Consider the following 16,730-nt stretch of genomic DNA (forward strand, 5'->3'; position numbering starts at 1 on the left):
GCTCCCGCCGCCCCCGCGCGCGCCTGGTTAGCGTCCGGGCTCCCGATCGGGGGCGTGGCCGGCGGCAGGGGGTGGCAGCGTGGCGGAGCTGCAGCGTGCACCGCGCGGGGAGATCCGCGCGCTCACCGGGCTCCGCCTGGTCGCCGCGCTGTGGGTCGTCGCGCACCACGTCTGGCTCTTCTCACCCGACCCGTCCTGGCGGGCGCACCTGGCCCCGCTGGCCCCGGTGCTGGAGGCCGGCTGGCTCGGCGTGGACCTCTTCTTCGTGCTCAGCGGCTTCGTCCTGGCGCACACGTACGTGGCCGTCCTCGGGCGGCGGCCGGGGGTGCGGGCGGTCGCGGGGTTCTACTGGGCCCGGCTCGCCCGCATCTGGCCCACCTGGCTCGTGGTGCTGTCCGCGGTCAGCGCCGGGTTGCTCGTCCAGCGGGCGCTGCTCGGGGCGGCGGCCACCGCCGGCGGTGCCTCCCTGGACCCGGCGAGCATGGTCCGCCAGGTCCTGCTGGTGCAGGTCTGGGACCAGCCGGACAACTCGGCCACCGGCCCGGTCGGCCCCGGGTGGTCGTTGAGCGCCGAGTGGCTGGCGTACCTCGCCTTCCCGCTGCTCGCGCTGGTCCTGCACCGGCTCCGGCGGTGGCCGGTCACCGTCCTCGGCGCGCTCGCGCTGGCGGTGGTCGCGCCGTTCGTCTCCCGCTGCCTGGCCCTCGGCGGGCACGACTGGGCATGGAGCTGGCTGGTGCGCCTGACCGGCTGCTTCGTGGCCGGCGCGCTCGTCGCCCTCTGCGTGGCGCAGGTCCGGGGGACCGCTGCCGTGGCCCGGGCCGCGGGGTGGGTCGGCGGCGGATCGCTGGCCGTCCTGCTGCTGGTGGTCGGGTCCGCCGGTGGCGCGGGCGCCGGGCGGGCGGGCCTGGCCGTGCTCTGCTTCCCCGTCCTCGTGGGTGCCCTCGCCCTCGCCGACGGCTCGCTCGCCCGCGTGCTCGCGACCGGCCCGGTCGTCCTGGGCGGCCGGATCTCCTTCGCGCTTTACCTGGTGCACATGGCGGTGTTCGAGACCGCCTGGACCGTCGTGCACCTGGTGCCGGCGCTGGGGGCGCTGCAGGCGCTGGTGCCGCTCCTGCCGCTTCCGGTGGCGTGGGGGCTCTGGCGCTCCGTCGAGGAGCCGGCCCGCCGCCGGCTGCGCCGGCCGCGGGCGCATCCGGTCGCCGCGCCCCCGGCCGCCGGGCGGGGGCGGGTGGACTCGCCGGTGGCCGTGACCGGCTGATCCCGCCCCGGGTCGGTCATCCTGTCCCCGTGGCGTACCCGGACAAGGTGCTCGGCGAGGGCGAGGAGGTCGTCGCCCACCTGCACCCCCACTGGCTGACCGTGCTCCGTCCGATCGTGCTGTTCCTGGTCCTGGTCGGGCTGGCCTCGTTCGGGGCGGCGCTCGTCCCGGCCGGGGAGCAGCAGACCCTCTGGCGGCTGGTGGTGGTCGGTGCCGCGGCCGTGCTCGCGCTGGTCCTGGTGGCCGTCCCGCTGCTCCGCTGGCGGACGACGCACTACGTGATCACCACCCGCCGGCTGCTGTACCGCACCGGGGTGCTCGCCCGGTCGGGCAGGGACATCGGCCTGTCCCGGATCACCGACGTGTCCTACCGGCAGAGCCTGCTGGACCGGGTGCTCCGCTCGGGCACGGTCTCGATCGAGACCGCGGGGGAGGGCGGCCCCACCGTCTTCAGCGCGGTCCCCGACAGCGAGGGCGTGCAGCAGCTGCTCAACCAGCTGGTGGACGAGGACGCCGAGCGCCGGGCCCGGGTCCAGGCGGGCTCCGCGGAGGAGCCCTGGGGTGGGCCCTGGGACGAGCGCTGGAGCGGTCCCGACGACGGGACGACCCAGCAGTACCGCTGACCCCGCAGCACCGCTGGGCCAGGGTGACCGCTAACCCCGTCGGCGTGACCGGTCCGTCACGGCGCGCCTGGGCGGTTCTGTCGGTGCCTCGACCTACCTTCCGGCCCATGCGGTTGCTGCACACCTCCGACTGGCACATCGGCCGGTCCCTGCACGGCACCGACCTGCTCGCCGAGCAGGAGGCGGTGCTGCGCAGGCTGGCCGAGGTCGTCTCGGAGGAGGGCGTCGACGCCGTCGTCGTCGCCGGCGACGTCTACGACCGGGCGGTGCCCTCGGCCGACGCGACCGCGGTGCTGGACCGGGCGCTGACCCGGCTGCGCGCCGCCGGTGCCCAGGTGGTGCTCACCCCGGGCAACCACGACTCGGCCCGGCGGCTGGGCTTCGCCGCGGGGCTGCTGGCCGCCTCCGGCGTGCACGTGCGGGCGGCCACCCCTCAGCTCGACGAGCCGGTCCTGCTGGCCGACGCGCACGGCGAGGTCGCCGTGTACGGGCTGCCCTACCTGGAGCCGGAGGTGGCCCGGCACGAGCTCGGCCTGCCCGAGGCGCGCAGCCACGAGGCCGTGCTCGCCGCGGCGATGGACCGGGTCCGCGCCGACCTGTTCCTGCGCCCCGGCGCCCGGTCCGTCGTGCTGGCGCACGCCTTCGTCGGCGGTGGGGTGGCCAGCGACAGCGAGCGCGACATCTGCGTCGGCGGGGTCGACCTCGTGCCGGCGTCGGTCTTCGATGGCGTCGACTACGTCGCCCTCGGGCACCTGCACCGGCCGCAGACGCTGAGCCCGCGGATCCGCTACAGCGGCTCCCCACTGGCGTACTCCTTCGGTGAGGCCGGGCAGGAGAAGCAGGCCTGGCTGGTCGACCTGGACGCCGGCGGGCTCGCCGAGGTCCGGCCCGTCCCGCTGCCGGCGCCCCGGCAGCTGACCCTGCTGCGCGGCGGGCTCGCCGAGTTGCTGGCCGACCCGCAGCTGGCCGCCGTCGAGGGGCACTTCGTCTCGGCCCAGTTGACCGACGCGGTTCGCCCGGCCGATCCGATGCGGCAGCTGCAGGGCAGGTTCCCGCACTGCGTGCACCTGGAGTGGATCGGTTCCGGGGTGGTCCCCGACGGGCGCAGCTACACCGAGCGGCTGTCCGGGCGCAGCGACCTGGAGGTCGCCGAGGAGTTCGTCAGCCACGTCCGGCAGGTGCCCCCGGTGCCGGCCGAGCGTGACCTGCTGGCCCGGGCGCTGGCCGCCGTGGCGCGCGAGGAGGCCGCGCAGTGAGGGTCCACCGGCTGACCGTGAGCGCCTTCGGGCCGTTCGCCGACCGGGTGGAGGTCGACCTCGACGACGTCGGCCGCGACGGGCTCTTCCTGCTCTGGGGCCCCACCGGGGCGGGCAAGACGACGCTGCTCGACGCCGTGGTCTTCGCCCTGTACGGCACCGTGCCGGGCGCGCGCGGCGAGGAGAAGCGGCTGCGCAGCGACCACGCGGGCGACGCCGTGCGCACCGAGGTCGAGTGCGAGGTCACCCTGGGCGGTGAGCGGCTGCTGGTCACCCGCCGGCCGGAGCAGCAGCGCCCCAAGCGCCGCGGCACCGGCTGGACCACCGAGCAGGCCCGGCTGACCGTCCAGCGGCTGACCGACGGCGGCTGGGAGCCGGTGAGCACCCGCATCGACGAGGGCTCGGAGCACCTGCGCACCCGGCTGGGGCTCTCGGCCGAGCAGTTCTGCCAGGTCGTGCTGCTGCCCCAGGGCGACTTCGCCCGGTTCCTGCGGGCCGAGCCGGAGGACCGGGGGCGGCTGCTGCGCACGCTGTTCGACGTCGGTCGCTTCGCCCGGGTGGAGACCTGGCTCGACGAGCAGCGCCGCGCGGTGCGGGCCGAGCTCGACGAGATGCGGGTCCGGGCCAGCACGGTGCTCGCCCGGGTCGCGCAGGTCGCCGACGTCGAGGTGCCCGAGGAGCTGGCGCCGGAGCTGATCGGGGCCGCGCCGCCGGCGCACGCCGCTTCCTGGGTCCGCCAGGTGCACGCCCTGGCCGCCGAGCGGCTGGCCGGGCACGAGGCGTCCGCCGCCGAGGCGGCCGACGCGGTGGCGCGGGCCGACGCCGAACTGGCCCGGGCGCGGGCGGCGGAGGAGCGGCACGCCCGGCGCGACCGCGCGCGGGCCGACCTGGCCCGGCTGCAGGCCGAGGCGACCGAGCTGCTGCCGTTGCGGGCCGCCCTGGACGCAGGTACCCGGGCCGAGCCGGTCCGTGACGTGCTCGAGGCGGCGGGGCGGGCCGCGCAGGAGGCGGAGGCGGCCGAGGCCGCCCTGATCGCCGCGCGGCGGTCCTGGGCGGAGGTGGCCGCCGGTCGTCCGGCCGACGGGCTGCTCTCCCGGGAGCTCCGGGACGAGGCCGCCGAGCTGCGCACGCTCCTCCCCGAGGTCGACCGCGCCGCCGGGCTCGAGCGTGAGGTCTCGGCCGCCGCCCGCGACGTCGACGCGCTCACCGTGCGGTGCGAACGCGGTGCGCGCGAGGCCGCCGAGTGGCCGGCGCGGCTGGCCGACCTGGAGGCAGCGGTGACGGCGGCGGCCGAGGCCGCCGCCGCACTCCCCGGGGCGACCGCGGCGGCCGAGCAGGCGCGCGCCGGCCTCGTCGCCGCCCGGGAGGCCGCGGTGCTGACCGGGCACCTGGCCGTCCAGCGATCGGACGCCCAGCGCGCCCGCGAGGAGTGGCTCGACGCCCGGGAGCGGTGGAACGACCTGCGGACGCGGCGGCTGGACGGCATGGCCGCCGAGCTCGCCGCGCAGCTCGCCGACGGTGCGCCCTGCCCGGTGTGCGGCGGAACCGAGCACCCGGCGCCCGCGGTCGCCGACGGGCCGCCGGTCACGCGAGCCGACGAGGAGGCGGCGCGGGCCCGCACCGACGAGCGCGAGGCGCAGCACCTCGAGCTGCAGCGGTCGCTGCAGGAGGGGGAGCGACGGCTCGCCGTCCTGCTGGCCCGGGCCGGTGAGCAGCCGCTGGCCGTGCACGAGCAGACGGTCGCCGCCGCCACCGCGGCCGAGGAGGAGCTGCGCCAGCGGGCGCAGGGGCTCGCCGCCGCCCGGCGGGAGCTGGCCGAGCGGTCGGCGGAACGCGATGCCGCAGCGGCCGCCCTGGCCGGCCAGCGGGAGCAGCTGGTCACCCGGCAGGCGCAGCGCGCCTCCGCCGAGCACGCGCTGGCGGAGGTGCGCGACCGGCTGGTCGCCGCTCGCGGCGACGACCGGACCCTGGCCGACCGCATCCGCCGGCTCACCGCCGAGGCCGAACGCTGCGAGGCGGTGGTCGACGCCGAGGCGGCCGAGCTGCGGGCCCGCACCGCCGCGGCGGGCACGCAGCGGCTGGCCGCCGAGCGGGTGGCCGAGGCCGGGTTCCCCGACCTGCTGGCGGCAGCCGGCGCCCTCCTCGACCGGGGCCGAGCCGCGGCTCTCGAACGGCGCATCACCGAGCACGACCAGCGGTGGTCCGTCGCGACCGCCGTGCTGGCCGAGCCGGAGCTGGCCGATCTGCCCCCGCGGGCCGACCTCGACGGGCTGACCGGGGCCTGCCAGGGCGCCACCGCCGCCCGGGAGACTGCCGTCGCCGCCCTCGCCGCGGCCCGCGGCTGCCTGTCCTCCCTCACCGAGCTGGCTGCGGAGCTGACCGCGGTCGAGGTGGAGCTCGAGGAACGCCGCGCACTGGCCGACCAGGTCGCCGGGCTGGCCGACCTGGTGAACGGGCGGGGGGCCAACACGCTGCGGATGCGGCTGCAGTCCTTCGTGCTCGCCGCGCGGCTGGAGCAGGTGGCGGAGGTCGCCAGCCGGCGCCTGGCCGACATGTCCGCCGGCCGCTACCGCTTCCTGCACAGTGACGCCCTGGGCCGGCACGGTGCCCGGGGCGGGCTGGGGCTCGACGTGCTCGACGAGTACACCGGGGCGCGCCGGCCCACCAAGACCCTCTCCGGCGGGGAGAGCTTCATGGCCTCGCTGGCCCTCGCGCTGGGCCTGGCCGACGTGGTCACCGCGGAGAGCGGCGGGGTGCAGATCGACACCCTCTTCGTCGACGAGGGCTTCGGCACCCTCGACCCCCGTGCGCTCGACGCGGTGATGACCGTCCTCGACGAGCTGCGTCGCGGCGGGCGGACCGTCGGGGTGATCAGCCACGTCGAGGAGCTGCGCACCCGGATCCCCAGCCGGCTGGAGGTCATCGCCGGCCGCGAGGGCTCCCGGCTGGCCGGTTGACGGTGCCGGGGCTCCTCAGGCGACCTGGTCGGGGGCGGACGAGCCGGCGGGCTTCCGCCCCATGGCCCCGGCCTCGTCGAGGGGGGCGAAGCGGGGGTCGTGCGCCGCGGGGTGGTCCGGGGCGACGAACACCCAGCGCCGGTAGGAGAGGAAGCGGATCACCGTTCCCACGGCGATCGCCCCCACATTGGCCACCTGCAGCTCCAGCGGACCGTCCTGGCCCAGCGGATAACGCACGAAAGCCACGACCCCGAGCGACAGGAGCAGGGTGACGCCGTTCACCAGCGCGAAGATCAGGTACTCCCGCCGAACGCCGGTCCGGGCGCGGTGGGCGAAGGACCAGTAGCGGTGAGCGACGTAGGCCACCGACATGGAGAGCACCGTCGACAGCAGCTTCGCCGTCACGGCCCCCAAGCCCGCGTGCGCGTACAGCAGCTGGAAGCCGCCGATGTCGATCACGAAGCAGACGAGACCGACTACCCCGAAGGCGCTGAGCTCCTTGACCAGGCGGCGGAGCGCAGCGCTCGGCCGTGGCCAGGCGCCCCTCGAGGGATTCACGGTCCGACTGTACGGACCGGGCGCCGTCCCCACCGCCTGGCCGGGGTTGGCCCACGCTCTGCCAGCAAGGCGACACCGGTGACTACGATCGGTTCATCATGGCCTCCTCCCTGGACCCCCGCACCAGCCTGCCCGTGGTGGGGATGGTGGGTGGAGGGCAGCTGTCGCGGATGACGCACCAGGCCGCGGTCGCGCTCGGCCAGTCGTTGCGCGTGCTGGCCGCCGACCCGGCCGAGTCCGCCGCCCTGGTGGCCGCCGACGTTCAGCTCGGCGACCACCGGGAGCTGGCCGACCTGCGACGCCTGGCCGACGGCGCGACCGTGGTCACCTTCGACCACGAGCACGTGCCCACCGAGCACCTGCGCGCGCTCGAGGAGGCCGGCCACCGGGTCGCCCCCGGCCCGGCGGCGCTGGTGCACGCCCAGGACAAGCTGGTGCTGCGGCGGGCGCTGGCCGTGGCCGGTGAGCCGCAGCCGGCGTGGGCCGAGGTGCGCACCGTGCCCGAGGCGACCGCATTCGCCGACCGGGTCGGCTGGCCGCTCGTGCTGAAGACCCCGCGCGGGGGCTACGACGGCAAGGGCGTGTTCGTCGTCTCCGGGCCGGACCAGGTGGCCGGGCTGGTCGAGCGGCACGGCACGCTGCTGGCCGAGGAGCGGGTCGCGATGACCCGGGAGCTCTCCGCCCAGGTCGCCCGCTCACCGTTCGGTCAGGTGGCGGTCTGGCCGGTGGTCGAGACGGTGCAGCGCGACGGCGTGTGCAACGAGGTCTACGCCCCGGCGCCCGGGCTGAGCGAGGAGAAGGCCACCGCGGCCCAGGAGCTCGCCGTCCGGATCGCCGACTCCCTCGGCGTCGTGGGCATGCTCGCGGTCGAGCTGTTCGAGACGGCGGACGGCGTGCTGGTCAACGAGCTGGCGATGCGGCCGCACAACTCCGGGCACTGGACCATCGAGGGTGCCCGCACCAGCCAGTTCGAGCAGCACCTGCGCGCGGTGCTGGACTACCCGCTGGGCTCGACGGCGATGACCGCCCCGGTGGTCGTCATGGCCAACGTGCTCGGCGGGGACGCCTCGGCCGACGACTGGTCCGGCCCGCGCCTGGACGAGCGGGTGCACCACCTGATGGCGCACTGGCCGGACGTGAAGCTGCACTGGTACGGCAAGGGCCAGCGCCGTGGGCGCAAGCTCGGCCACGTGACCGCGCTGGGGGAGGACCTGACCGAGGTTCGCGCCCGCGCGGTCGCCGCCGCCCGGTACCTGGCCGACGGCGTCGTCGACCCGGCCTTCGCGTTCGACCCCGCCGACGACGAGGAGCACTGAGCCGTGGTGGAGAGCCGGGACCCGGTCGTGGGCATCGTCATGGGCAGCGACTCCGACTGGCCCATGATGGAGTCGGCGGCCCAGGCGCTCACCGAGTTCGGCGTCCCGTGGGAAGCGCACGTCGTCTCCGCCCACCGCACCCCGCGCCGGATGCTGGACTACGCCGAGGCCGCCGCCGGCCGGGGGCTGCGGGTGGTCATCGCCGGGGCCGGGGGAGCGGCGCACCTGCCGGGCATGGTCGCCGCGGCCACCCCGCTGCCGGTGATCGGCGTCCCCCGTCCGCTGGACCGGCTCGACGGGCTGGACAGCCTGCTGTCCATCGTCCAGATGCCGGCCGGGGTGCCGGTGGCGACGGTCTCCATCGGCGGTGGGCGCAACGCCGGCCTGCTCGCCGTCCGTATCCTCGCCGCCGGCGACGCCGGGCTGCGTGGTCGGGTGGAACGGTTCCAGGCCGAGCTGGCCGAGTCGGTCCTCGCTCGGGACGCGCAGCTGCGGGACCGTCTCGACGCCGGGTGAGCAGCCGGGTGAGCAGCAGGTGGCCGCAGGGGTGCCGGTGCCGCCGCCCGCGTGTCCTGCCGACCGCGCCGACCGCCGGATGATCCGATCGCAGCGTCCTGCCGCCCGCGTGCGGGCACCACGGCCGACGACCGGGAGGTCCCGTTGCACTACCTGATCAGTACCGCCGGGCACCCGAACGTCGGGGACGAGCTGATCACCCGGACCTGGCTCCGCGAGATCGCGCGCAGGTCCCCGGACGAGGACGTTTGGCTGGACTGCCCCAACCCCTCGGGGGCGCAGGCGCTCTTCGCCGCCGACCACCCGCGGCTGCGGTGCGTCGACACGGTGTTCCGGCTGTGCTGGGAGGCCCCTGGGGAGTCGCCCTGGGAGCTCATCTCGTTCGTGTCCGCCGCCCTCGCGCAGCACGGGCACGCGCCGCGGTGGATCCCCGGGCTCCGGGTGTTCGGCGCCGCGTCGACGGTGCACCTGCTGGGCGGGGGCTACGTCAACGACATGTGGCCGCGGCACCTGGGTCTGCTCGCCGCGGTGGCGGCCGCAGCGTCCCGCGGCGCGACCACCGCGGTCACCGGTCAGGGCTTCGCACCGATGGGGCAGGTGACCGGGGAGGTGCTGCGACTCCTCCTGGACCGGGTGCAGGTCGTCGACGTCCGGGACGAGGCGAGCAGCGCCCTGGTGGCCCGCCCTGGGGCGCTGAGCGGTGACGACCTCTGGCTGGCGGGCCTGGACCAACTGGTGGACCGCGAGCGGGCCCGGGACCTGGACGCCGTCGTGTGCGTGCAGGGGGACCTGCTCTCGGTCGACGAGGACTGGCTGATGACCGCCTGCCTCACCCAGCTGCGCTCCTGGGGGGTCGACCCGGCGCGGACCGCAGTCCTCGAGTGCATCCCCCGTGTGGACCGGGTCGTCTTCGACCGGCTCGAGCAGTTCCTCCCCGGCCTGCAGTTCGTCCCCTGGATCGAGGTCCTGGACCGCGGGCTGCCCGCCGGGGCGCACCAGCGCTGGTTTAGCACCCGCTTCCACCCGCATCTGATCGCCGGGTGGGCGGGTGCCTCCGGCGTGGCGGTCCCGGTCCGGCCGGGCTACTACGACGTCAAGCATGGTTCGCTGTTCGACGCCGGGTCGAGCTGGCAGCTGCTGGCCGAGGACGGCCGCGGACCGGCCCCGGTCGCCGGCGCCCGGCCCGACGGGTTCACCCGGACCGCGGAACGGGTGGCCGCGGTCAAGCATCGGATCGCCACGCAGCTGTACGGCCCGGTGGTCGCAGCCTCCTGAGCAGCGCCCCGGCTAGCATCCAGCCGTGGGTGACAAAGCCGGGCTGTACGCGCTCACCGACGAGCACGAGGCCATCCGGGAAGCCGTCCGGGAGATCGCGGAGCGGGAGATCGCACCGTTCGCCGCCGAGGTGGACGCCGACTCGCGGTTCCCGGTCGAGGCGCAGCGGGCGCTGACCGCGGCCGGCTTCCACGCCACGCACCTGCCGGAGGCCTACGGGGGCGAGGGCGCGGACGCCGTCGCCACCTGCATCGTCATCGAGGAGGTGGCCCGGGTCGACGTCAGCGCCTCGCTAATCCCCGCGGTCAACAAGCTGGGCTCGGTGCCGGTGATCCTGTCCGCGTCCGAGGAGCTCAAGCAGCGGGTCCTCCCGTCGATCGCCGCCGGCGACGCGATGATCAGCTACGGGCTCTCCGAGCGGGAGGCCGGCTCCGACGCCGCCGCCATGCGCACCCGGGCGCGGCGGGAGGGAGACACCTGGGTGCTCGACGGCACCAAGGCGTGGATCACCAACGCCAGCGTCTCCGAGTGGTTCACCGTCATGGCCGTGACCGACCCCGGCAAGGGCGCGCACGGCATCTCCGCCTTCGTCGTGCACCGCGACGACCCGGGGTTCGAGGTGGGGCGCCCGGAGAAGAAGATGGGCATCAAGGGCTCGCCCACCTGCGAGCTGCACTTCACCGGCTGCACCATCCCGGCCGACCGGATCGTCGGTGAGCCCGGCACCGGCTTCAAGACCGCGCTGCGCACGCTGGACGTCACCCGGCCGACCATCGGGGCCCAGGCCGTCGGCGTCGCGCAGGGGGCGCTGGACGCCGCGGTCGCCTACACCAAGGAGCGCCGCCAGTTCGGGTCGGCGGTGGCGGACTTCCAGGGCGTGCAGTTCATGCTCGCCGACATGGACATGAAGGTGCAGGCCGCCCGGCACCTGGTGTACGTCGCCGCGGCCGCCGGGGACGCCGGCCGCCCCGACGTGACGCGGGTGTCCGCCGCGGCCAAGGCCTTCGCCTCCGACGTCGCGATGCAGGTGACCACCGACGCCGTCCAGCTGTTCGGCGGCGCCGGCTACACCGCCGACTTCCCGGTCGAGCGGATGATGCGGGACGCCAAGATCACCCAGATCTACGAGGGCACCAACCAGGTACAGCGGATGGTGATCGCCCGCAGCCTGCTGCGGTAGGGCGCCGCGGGCGGCGGCCGTGCGGTCACCGGCCGGGCGCGGACCGGACGAGCTGCTCGTAGGCGTCGATCACGGTGCTGGCCGCGAAGCGCCGGCGCGCCTCGTCGGCGCCTGCCCGGCGGTCGAGGTCCGCGGCGGCGAGCTCCTGGAGGCCGGTGGCGATGCCGGTCACGTCGCGCGGGGTGACGATCCGGCCGAACCCGGTGTCCCGCACCGGCGTCCGGACGCCCGGCAGGTCGCTGGCCAGCGCCGGCACCCCGGCCATCATCGCCTCCACCTGCACGATGCCGAACGCCTCGAAGGCGTTGACCGAGGGCAGCGCGAAGACGTCGAGCGAGGCGTAGAAGTCGGCCAGTGCCTCGTCGGGCAGGAAGCCCAGCAGCCGGATCCGCGGGTCCCCGTCGACCAGGCCGCGGATCTCCTCGACCACCGACCCCCCGGCCACCTGGGCGAAGTCCCCGCCGATGAGCAGCCGGGCGTCCGGGTCCCCCATCTGCTGGAAGCCGCGCACCAGGTACTGCAGCCCCTTCTCCTCCACGATCCGGCCGAGGAAGCCGACGTGCAGGCCGGCGCCGTCGCGGAAGCGCGGCGTGCCGGCGGGGCGCTCGTGGCACGGCGGCGGGATCGCCACCGTCCGGCCGGCCATCGCCGGCCACAGCCGGCTGTGCCGGGCGTAGTCGTCGGTGGTGACGACGACGGTCTGCGCGTGCCGCATGGCCAGCCGGCTGGAGCCGTCGACCGCGGCCCGCTGGACGGCGTTGACCGCCCCGGGCGGGAGGCTGACGTCGCAGTGGTAGGTGAGCGCGACTGGGGAGGCCGCGCGGGCGGCGATGGGGCCGGCCTCGAGCATGGGCAGGTGCAGGTTGGTCAGGCGGGCCCGCCGGCTCGCCCGGATCGCACGGGTGACCAGCGTCGGGGCGATGACGCCCTTGCCGAGCCGGGCGACCACCGGCGCCCGCTCCACCTCGACGCCGTCGACCGTCTCGAACTCCGGTAGCGACGGGTCGTGCCGGGTCGTCACCACCTTCACCCGGTGGCCGCGTGCCGCCAGGCCGACGGCGACGTCCCGGGCCACGTTGGTCAGCCCGCTGACGTAGGGCGCGTAGTAGTTCAGCGCTATCAGCAGGTCGTGGTCGGTGCTCATGCGGAGGGTCCTTCCGGTGCGGGGACGGGCGCCCCGGTGGCGGGGGTCGTGCGGTCGCGCAGCAGGGCGACGGCCGCGGCGGTCAGGGCGACCGCCGAGCCCAGCGTGAAGGCCAGCGCCGACCGGAGCACCAGGTCCGGCACGACGGCGAAGCAGATGCAGGCCGCTGCCAGGCCGGTCAGCCAGACGACGGCGACGGCCCGGTGCCGGCCGGCGGCCACCAGGGCCTGCCCCGCGACCAGCAGACCGAGGTGGAGCACGCTGCCGACGGCGAGCACGGCGATGTCGTCGCCGGGCAGGGCGTAGGCCGCACCGAACACCAGCCGGACCACCGCCGGGCCCAGCCACCAGCCCACCGCGGCGGCGGCGGCGCCGAGCAGCACGATGGCGACCAGCCCCCGGCGGACCAGGCCCGCGAGCCGGCCGGCGTCGGGGTCCGCCCGCAGCTGGACCAGCAGCGGGATCATGGCGCTCTGCAGCGGGACGGCGACGAACAGCGGCAGGCGCACCAGCGTGTAGGAGGCGACGAACTGCGCGGCGCGCACCTCCTCGCCCGGTCCGGCCAGGGCGGTGATCACCACCGGCGCGGCGTTGAGCAGGACCTGGGCGCACAGCGAGCCCACGAGCAGGTGACCCACGGCGCGCACGAAGACGCCCGCCGGCGGATCGTCAGGAGGAGCGGGACGGCGGCCACCCCGGCGGACCAGCAGCCAGGCGAGCAGCGGCAGGTGGGCCAGGCCCATCGCCGCGACCAGCGTCCAGGCGTAGTCGTCGCCGCGGGCGCCCGGCGCCGACCAGGCCAGAGCCGCGGCCAGCGCGACCCGCAGTCCGGAGTCGACCAGCAGCACGCCACCGTGCAGGCCCAGCCGTCCGGTGCCCAGCAGCAGCCCTCGCAGGAGGAACTGGCCGACGGAGATGCCGCAGATGCACAGCAGGGCGAACAGGAAGCCGGTCCGCTCCCCGAGGGCCGCGGCCAGGCGGGGCCCGGCCAGCAGCAGCGCCACGGCGGTGGCCGCGGTCAGCGCGAGCAGCGTGGGCACCGTCCCGCGCGGGAGGGCGGCCCCCGGCGGACGCTGCTGGACCAGCCGCGCCAGCTCGAGCTCCACCGGGAGGAAGGCCCCGAACCCCACGACCAGGGCCAGTGACCAGTAGGAGCCGAACCAGCCGTAGTCGGCCACCGGCAGCGCGCGGGCGACCAGCGCGAGGTAGCCGTAGGTGAGGAACCCGGAGGCCACGATGCAGACCGCGACCCAGCCCAGCGCGCGGCCGCGCACGCGCGGCGCGGGCTCCGGTGCCGGGACCGCGGCGGCCGGCGCGTCCTTGTGCACCCGGAGACGGTAACCCGCTCGTCACAGCCAGCACGTCAGCCCCGTGGGTGGGGGACCCGGCCACGCGTGCGCTGGAACAGGTGTTGACTCCTACGTCGGAACTGCAGTCGGAACGAGGAGTGGACGTGTCGCGAGCCGTTGTGCCGGAGAGCTCGACGCCCGGGGCGGGCGCCGCTCCCGGCGGGGCGACCCGGAGCGGTCCAGCGGGCCGGGGTCGCCGGTGGCCGGGCGCGATCGCCCTCGTCGCGGGCGCGGTGGCGGTGGTCAGCGCGGTCCTGCTGCCGCTGGCCCCGGTGTCGATGTCGCAGCCGGTGGTCTCCTGGCCGCAGGCGGCCGCGGCGCCGACCTCCACGATGCTGCAGCTGACCGCGCAGACCCCGCTCTCCCTCGACCTCCGGACCAGCTGCGCTGCGGCGCGTGTGGCGGGTGGGACGGACGACGGCGTGCTGTTCGCCACAGTCGTGCCGGGGCAGCCGAGCACCGGTGGCGAGGGCCTGCTCATGACCGTCGCCGACGGCGGCCTGGACGTGCGGGCCGGGGGGGAGTCGCTGGTCGCCGGCCTGCCGGTGGCCGGCGACTGCGAGATCGCCGTCACCGGCGACGCGGCGCAGGGCCTCACCGTCACCCGGGACGGGGAGGTCGTCGGTCGCGGCGTGCCGGGCAGCCTGCCCGCCGTCGACGTGTTGGCCACGTCGGTGACCTCGCTGTCGCCGGCCGACGGCGAGCAGCTGGCGGTCGAGCTGACCGTCGACGACCAGTTCGCCACCTCGCCCAGCCCGCTGAAGTGGGTGCTCATCGCCCTGGTGGCGCTCGGCGCGGTGGTCTGCTCCCTGTTCCTGCTCGCCGAGCGGCGGGCGGACCGGGCCGGTGCCCCGCCGGTGACCCCGGCCCCGCGCCGGTCGCGCCGCTTCCGGCCGGTCGACGTGGTCGTCCCGCTGGTGATGGTCGCCTGGGTGTTCCTGGCCCCCATGTCCGACGACGACGGCTACTACGCGGCGATGGCCCGCAACGCGGCCGACGAGGGCGCGGTCGGCAACTACTACCAGCTGCTCAACCAGAACTTCACCCCGTTCACCTGGTTCTACCGGTTCCTCGGGATCTGGCAGCACGTCGGTGACAGCCCCGTCGTGCTGCGCATCCCGGCCCTCGTGACCGGGTTGCTCACCTGGGTGGTGCTGCGCCGGTTCACCACCCAGCCCGGGGCGCTGCCGGCCGTGCTGCAGCGCTCCCGGCGCGGGCGCCTGTCCCTGGACGTCCTGCTGGCGTTGGCCACGCTGGCCTGGTGGCTGCCCTACGGGATGGGGGTGCGCCCCGAGGCGGTCGTCGGGTTCCTCGCGGCGGCCACGCTGCTGGCGGTCTCCTCGGCGGTGCGCCGCCGCAGCCTGCCGCTGGCGGCGCTCGCGGTGGTCGCCGCCGCGATGAGCGTGGTGAGCCACCCCACCGGTTTCGTCGCCCTCGCCCCCCTGCTGGCCGGCCTGCCGGCCCTGGGCAGGCTCGTCGGCGAGGGCGTGTCGCGGGGCCGCGCCTGGCTGCGCGGGCTGGCGGTCATCGCCCCCGGCGCGGTGGCCGCGATCGCGGCCTTCGGCGACGGCACGTACAACGACTTCCGCCGCGGGCAGGAGATCTTCCTGTCCATCCAGGCGCAGAACAGCTGGTTGGACGAGTACCAGCGCTGGCAGTTCCTCTTCTCCCCGATCGCGATGGGCTCCTACGCCAAGCGGGCCGCGGTGCTCCTGGCGGTCGCGTCGCTGCTGTGGTTCGCCGTCCTGGCCGTCGCCTCCCGGCGCCGCGGCGCGGTCCCGCCGCAGCTGCTGCTGGCCGGGAAGAGCCTGGGGCTGGGCTTCCTGCTGCTGTGGATCACCCCGAGCAAGTGGACCCACCACTTCGGTGCGCTCGACGGCCTGGGCCCGGCGTTCCTCGCCCTGTTCCTGACCTCGCTGCCGGTCCTGGTGCGCGCGCTCCCCGGTGGCCTGCGTTCACGCTGGCTGGTGCCGGCGGCCGCGATCGGGACGGCCGCGGTCGTGTTCGCGCTGTCCCTCCACGGCCCCAACCAGTGGGCGTACTCCTGGCTGCAGGGCGTTCCGCACCCGTTCGTCCCGCCGCACCTAGCCGGGATCGGGCTCGACAGCCTCGTCCTCTGGCTGGCGGGGATCGTCGCGCTCGTGGTGCTGGTGCGGCTCGCCGGCCGGCGGCTGGGCCTGCCGAGGCGCCGGCCCTGGCTGGCCGCCCTCCCGGTGGCCGCCTCGACCTTCCTCGCCGTGGTGGTCGTCCACCTCTTCGGTGGGTTCGCCTACGCGGCCGCGACCACGATGGACAGCTACTCGCCGTGGGCGGACGCGGTGGCCGACCCGCTGGGGACCCGGTGCGGGCCGGCGCAGGCGATCGACGTCCTCGACGTGGAGGCGGCCCGCCCGCTGCCCGCCGTGCCCGGCAGCACCGCCGCCACCGAGGTGTTCGACGCCGGTGCGGGCTGGTACCCGCCGAGCCCGCCGCCGGCCGAGCCGGGCAGCGGCCCGGTCGCCGACGTCTGGGGCAGCCTGGAGGGTGAGACCGACGGCGGCGACGTCGGCGAGGCCACCTCGCCCTGGTACGAGCTGCCCGCGGAGCTGGCCGCCGACGAGCAGGTCGCCGTGCTGGTCAGCGGCAAGCTGGACGAGGGGGGCAACCGCCTGGTCGTCGAGTACGGGCGGTCCGGGAGCGCGGGCGTCGACGTCGTGGGCTCGGCGGAGATCCGGGACGGGGCCCAGGCCGCGGTCTGGCGGACGCACGCGGTCGACGTGCCGGCGGCTCGTGCGGCCGGCGCGGACGCGATCCGGCTGGTCGCCGTCGACGGCACCACGGAGCCCTCGGGCTGGCTGGCCTTCAGCGGGCCGTCGGTGGTGCCGGTCGTCTCGCTGAGCGAGTACCTGCCCGAGGACGCCGCCGTCGCCACAGCCTGGCAGTTCGCCTTCCTGTTCCCCTGCCAGCGCCAGCTCGACATCAGCAACGGCATCACCGAGCCGATGGAGTACGCGGTGATGTGGGGCGACGGTGGGGTCAACAGCCTGTGGGACAACACCTGGCGGCTGGACCGCGGTGGGCTCTTCGCCCCGACGCCCCGCCACTCGTCGCTGACCATGGTCGGCGGCACCTTCCGCGACTGGCCGGGGATCACCGACGTGCAGGTGTTCCGGGTCGTCGCGCCGTACCCGGAGGACGCCTACGACGTGCGGGAGACCACGGTCGACCGCTGGGGCTGGGAGGGGCCGGAGGAGGCGCGCTGGCGGTACGCGGCGCCCTGACCGACCGGGGAGGCGCCGCTCCCGCCAGGGTGCGGCGC

12 protein-coding genes are annotated in these 16,730 nt (G+C 76.0%); 9 read left to right on the forward strand and 3 right to left on the reverse strand.

Features of this window, described 5'->3' with window-relative positions; all coding sequences use genetic code 11:
• The first annotated feature begins 79 nt into the window (after positions 1-79).
• The 4 genes from ACI79A_RS09825 (at position 80) to ACI79A_RS09840 (ending at position 6,094) form a co-directional block, all read left to right on the forward strand.
• Positions 80-1,258 carry an acyltransferase family protein gene (locus ACI79A_RS09825; RefSeq protein WP_457082495.1) on the forward strand — a complete coding sequence of 393 codons (1,179 nt, stop codon included), beginning with the start codon at positions 80-82 and terminating at the stop codon, positions 1,256-1,258.
• A 29-nt stretch (positions 1,259-1,287) separates the two neighbouring features.
• Positions 1,288-1,881, forward strand: coding sequence for a PH domain-containing protein (locus ACI79A_RS09830; protein ID WP_457082497.1), 594 nt, complete (start codon positions 1,288-1,290; stop codon positions 1,879-1,881).
• Between the two features lie 107 nt (positions 1,882-1,988).
• On the forward strand, positions 1,989-3,137 hold the full coding sequence (locus ACI79A_RS09835; protein WP_457082499.1) for an exonuclease SbcCD subunit D: 1,149 nt from the start codon (positions 1,989-1,991) through the stop codon (positions 3,135-3,137).
• A complete protein-coding gene (locus ACI79A_RS09840; protein WP_457082501.1) occupies positions 3,134-6,094 on the forward strand; it encodes an AAA family ATPase in 2,961 nt (986 codons plus the stop codon). Before ACI79A_RS09835 ends, ACI79A_RS09840 begins: the two co-directional genes overlap by 4 nt.
• A 15-nt stretch (positions 6,095-6,109) precedes the next feature.
• On the opposite strand, the gene ACI79A_RS09845 is transcribed toward ACI79A_RS09840, so the two are convergent.
• Positions 6,110-6,652 carry a GtrA family protein gene (locus ACI79A_RS09845; protein ID WP_457082503.1) on the reverse strand — a complete coding sequence of 181 codons (543 nt, stop codon included), beginning with the start codon at positions 6,650-6,652 and terminating at the stop codon, positions 6,110-6,112.
• 98 nt (positions 6,653-6,750) lie between these two features.
• Between ACI79A_RS09845 and ACI79A_RS09850 the strand changes: the two genes are divergently transcribed.
• The 4 genes from ACI79A_RS09850 (at position 6,751) to ACI79A_RS09865 (ending at position 10,939) form a co-directional block, all read left to right on the forward strand.
• Positions 6,751-7,968 (forward strand): 5-(carboxyamino)imidazole ribonucleotide synthase, encoded by a 1,218-nt coding sequence (locus tag ACI79A_RS09850; RefSeq protein ID WP_457082505.1) that lies wholly within the window; start codon positions 6,751-6,753, stop codon positions 7,966-7,968.
• Positions 7,969-7,971: 3 nt separating this feature from the next.
• A complete protein-coding gene (gene purE / locus ACI79A_RS09855; RefSeq protein ID WP_457082507.1) occupies positions 7,972-8,484 on the forward strand; it encodes a 5-(carboxyamino)imidazole ribonucleotide mutase in 513 nt (170 codons plus the stop codon).
• 144 nt (positions 8,485-8,628) lie between these two features.
• Entirely contained in the window at positions 8,629-9,759 is a 1,131-nt protein-coding gene (locus tag ACI79A_RS09860) for a polysaccharide pyruvyl transferase family protein (protein WP_457082509.1), read from the forward strand.
• 25 nt (positions 9,760-9,784) lie between these two features.
• Positions 9,785-10,939, forward strand: a complete 1,155-nt coding sequence (locus tag ACI79A_RS09865; RefSeq protein WP_457082511.1) for an acyl-CoA dehydrogenase family protein — start codon at positions 9,785-9,787, stop codon at positions 10,937-10,939.
• 25 nt (positions 10,940-10,964) lie between these two features.
• On the opposite strand, the gene ACI79A_RS09870 is transcribed toward ACI79A_RS09865, so the two are convergent.
• Positions 10,965-12,083, reverse strand: coding sequence for a glycosyltransferase family 4 protein (locus ACI79A_RS09870; RefSeq protein ID WP_457082513.1), 1,119 nt, complete (start codon positions 12,081-12,083; stop codon positions 10,965-10,967).
• Positions 12,080-13,411 (reverse strand): lipopolysaccharide biosynthesis protein, encoded by a 1,332-nt coding sequence (locus tag ACI79A_RS09875; protein ID WP_457082515.1) that lies wholly within the window; start codon positions 13,409-13,411, stop codon positions 12,080-12,082. Before ACI79A_RS09875 ends, ACI79A_RS09870 begins: the two co-directional genes overlap by 4 nt.
• A 125-nt stretch (positions 13,412-13,536) precedes the next feature.
• Here ACI79A_RS09875 and ACI79A_RS09880 point away from each other — a divergent pair, with 125 nt between their 5' ends.
• On the forward strand, positions 13,537-16,692 hold the full coding sequence (locus ACI79A_RS09880; RefSeq protein ID WP_457082517.1) for an arabinosyltransferase domain-containing protein: 3,156 nt from the start codon (positions 13,537-13,539) through the stop codon (positions 16,690-16,692).
• Positions 16,693-16,730 lie beyond the last annotated feature (38 nt).

Source organism: Modestobacter sp. SYSU DS0657 (genome assembly GCF_054050925.1).

Coding starts and splice junctions, on each gene's coding strand:
- ACI79A_RS09835 (WP_457082499.1), top strand. CDS start 1,989: ATGCGGTTGCTGCACACCTCCGACTGGCACATCGGCCGGTCCCTGCAC.
- ACI79A_RS09850 (WP_457082505.1), top strand. CDS start 6,751: ATGGCCTCCTCCCTGGACCCCCGCACCAGCCTGCCCGTGGTGGGGATG.
- ACI79A_RS09870 (WP_457082513.1), bottom strand. CDS start 12,083: ATGAGCACCGACCACGACCTGCTGATAGCGCTGAACTACTACGCGCCC.